The organism is Frankia sp. CcWB3 (assembly GCF_977927595.1).
Map to the genome: position 1 here is coordinate 6,486 of NZ_CDWRCK010000174.1, position 3,047 is coordinate 9,532.

General features: G+C 65.2%; 2 protein-coding genes and 2 pseudogenes. 1 reads left to right on the forward strand and 3 read right to left on the reverse strand.

Annotated elements, in window-relative coordinates; translation table 11 throughout:
* From ACY5KJ_RS13750 to ACY5KJ_RS13760, 3 genes and pseudogenes are all read right to left on the reverse strand, one after another.
* Nucleotides 1–312, reverse strand: a pseudogene (locus ACY5KJ_RS13750) (aminoglycoside phosphotransferase family protein); the annotation flags it as partial.
* A 191-nt stretch (nucleotides 313–503) separates the two neighbouring features.
* A complete protein-coding gene (locus tag ACY5KJ_RS13755) occupies nucleotides 504–2,192 on the reverse strand; it encodes a CocE/NonD family hydrolase (protein ID WP_462187069.1) in 1,689 nt (562 codons plus the stop codon).
* A 408-nt stretch (nucleotides 2,193–2,600) separates the two neighbouring features.
* Nucleotides 2,601–2,747: pseudogene (locus ACY5KJ_RS13760) on the reverse strand (ABC transporter); the annotation flags it as partial.
* On the opposite strand from ACY5KJ_RS13760, the gene ACY5KJ_RS13765 reads away from it, so the two are divergent.
* Nucleotides 2,718–3,047 (forward strand): TetR/AcrR family transcriptional regulator (locus ACY5KJ_RS13765; protein WP_462203522.1); only part of this gene is annotated, 330 nt, incomplete at its 3' end. The pseudogene ACY5KJ_RS13760 and the gene ACY5KJ_RS13765 sit on opposite strands and share 30 nt — an antisense overlap.

Below are 3,047 nucleotides of genomic sequence, written 5' to 3' on the forward strand. Positions count from 1 at the left end.
TATGTCGAAGCGATCGAAGTGGACCCCTTGCGACCCCAGTTCGTTGCGTAGCACCGCCAGTGCTTCTTCCTGCTGGCGCAACGAGTGCACCTGCAGATCGAGTGATGCCGTTCGATACCGGGTTGCCGTCCGGTCCTTCAACTCGCGCAGTAGTCGTGACTTACCTATACCGCCCACGCCGGTGGCGTTGAAGACCCGTGGACCGTCACCTATATGGGTCAGCTCTTCGGCGAAAGCCGCCAGCACCGGTTCGCGGTCCACGAAACGCCGCTGCAGTGCGGCGACCCGATGAAACCGTGGCGCAGGCGCCATGTAAACCTCCGACCATCACAGACCGCAATACCGTCGAGGACGATGCAATCATAGTTGAGCTCGACGACGCACGATGGACCAGCACATCGGGCTGCGGCGCGATCCTGCCGATCCGCACCCGGGCCGAGCCCGGGCCGGAACCGCGACCACGGTTCCGGCCCGGGTAGGCGTGCGCCGTGGGATCCGGTCGGCTAGTCGTTCTCGAGCGGAATCTCGCCGAGCGGAATGTCCAGGTAGGACGAGGAGCCGTCGGTGGACGAGATCTCGATTTTGTTGTTGGTGACGGTGGCGTCGCCGAAGAATCTGTCCTTGGTGTCCACGACCAGCTGTATCTGGCGGCCCGGCGTGATGCGGTAGTCGGCCGGCTGCAGGTGGATGTCGATCGTCCGCGTCTCTCCCTCACGGTCGTTGAGCAGGGTGAAGGGCGCGCTGGTGATGATTTTTGCCTTACCGGTACCCGGGTCGACGTCGAACAGGTGCGCCACGAGCGTCGCGCTCTTCGCGGACGGGGTGACCGTGAGATGCGCCGAGACGGTCCCGATGATCTGACTCGGTGCGGTGAGCGGTTCGGTCGACCACACCGCGGCGTCCTCGCGGGAGATCTCCGAGGTCTCGTACACGATCGGAGCCCCCAGTCTTTCGAGGATGCCGGTCTGGACCAGGGCCGGGGCTATCAGGGCGGGGGTGTCCGTGCCGGCCCGGAAGGTGTGGCTCCCCCCGGAGTTGGGCTGAGGAGTCAATGAGCCGTCTGATGTCCCCGGCAGCGGTGCGTTCAGGTAGTAGCGCCGCAGCGGCAGCGTGTACGAGTCCCAGTTGGCGAGTTTCTTGACCGTGAACAGGTTGTGCATGTACTCGGTGTGCACGTCGCCGTCGTTCTCCACGCCGTTCTCCTCGTCGGCAACGAAGCGGTCCAGCCAGCGGAAGGTCGTCGCTGTCGGACGACTGATACCGCCGAGAAATCCCTTGATCTCGTCGCCGCCGTGATCTCCGATCAGTACCAGGAGACGTTTGGGACCGATCAGTGCGTTGAAGAACTCCACCACCGCGGGCACCGAGAAGATGGTCTCGTGCCAGTAGGTGCCGAGGAAGATAGGGACCCTCCTGGCGTTGAGTTCGTTCAGGTAGGTCACCGGTGAACGGACCGCGCTGAACTCCAGCAACCGTTCGATATTCCGATTGGCCCGGAAGTCGTCGAAGATCTCCTTGACTTCGGCGGAGAGGTTCTCCTCGCCGAACAGCTTGGTGAGCTCCTCGAACGCCAGCAGGTGTCGTGTCTCGTTCTCGTACAGCGACCAGCCCAGATCGGCCCAGGCGCTCTGCGCGCACACGGCCCTCACCCGGTCGTCGTGCGCCGCGATGATCAGGCTCTGGCCGGCGCCGTAGGACGACCCCGCGAACCCGATTCGATCCGGATCTGCGCGGTCGGGATAGGTGTTCAGTACCCAGTCGATCACGGCCGAGCCGTCCGCCCGGTCTCGCGGACCGGCGACGTCGATCTTCCCCGTGGAGTCGGCGAGCCCACGCTCGCTGTACGCGACCGCCAGATATCCCTTGAGTGCGAAGTTCAACAGCATCCCCGGATACGATTTCCACCCCGTCGACGCCAGCGGAGCCGGCATGATGACGACCGGGTTCGGCCCCGGCCTGAGGGGGACCAGCACGCCGGCGTCGAGCTGGACGCCGGCATCGGCTCCGGGGATCCTGGTCGCGGTGAAGGCCCCCGCTCCCCGCAGTTCCTCGAACTTTGCCACGGTCGCCGGCGGGAGATTCCTGAAGTCGCCGCTCTCGAGATTCTCAAGAGCGGCGATCTCCGCGTCGAGCAGTGTTCTGTCGTTGGGCGCGAAATCGAACACGTTCGTGGTCTTGACAGTCGTGGTCACTCGGATGATCCCCTTCTGGGCGTGGGAAAAGGAGCCTGCCGGCGAACCTGGCCGACGGGCGCGCGATCGTCCGCGGCCGTGACGAGGTGATGATCCGGATATCGGATCCGTGGTGCGGAAGTCTCCCGGTGCACGGGTTCGGAGCCTAGAGGTGTACGCGATCGTCAGGGGTGAGGTGAGTACTTTGTCCGCGCGCCGTACGGCAGGATGGTGTTGGCCCGCATTCGGCGGGCAGCGCGTTTTTCGGCTTGATGCAGGAAGTGATGGCGTTATTTTCCGGTTCCGACGTCCCACCGCGTGCGGCATGCCGCAACGGCTGATCCGGATCAGGCTTTGCCTGTGGCCCGGACGTCACTGCGTGCGGCGGCTGAACAGGACACCGGCCAGCAGGAGCGAGGCCGCGATGATGGCGAGCTCGTCGAGCAGGCACAGGTTCTCCTCCCCGGTCCGCGCCTTGTCGAGTGCGGCGTACTGGCCGGTCAGGCTGATGCGCCGCCGCACCTCGCGACGCTGGGTGAGTACGTCGTGGCCGGCAACCCGGGCGGTGCCGGCATCGAGGTCGCCCGCACCGAGGGGATCTCCGGCCTGTCCATGAGCCGGGTTGCCGCGGAACCAGGCGCGGCGACGATGTCGCTCTACCGCTACATCTCCGTCAAGGACGAACTGCTCATGCTCATGGCCGATGCGGCGATGGGCCGCCCGCCCGGTCTTTCGATTTCGGGCTGGAACGCATCCTCGACGGGGTCGCGGCCCTCATCGAGGGCCTCCGCGCGGACGTTCCTCGTCCCAGGGGACGTACCTGATGCAATGAGGTCGTCAGGCAGGATGGTAGATTCCTACCCTTGCCCGTCTAGC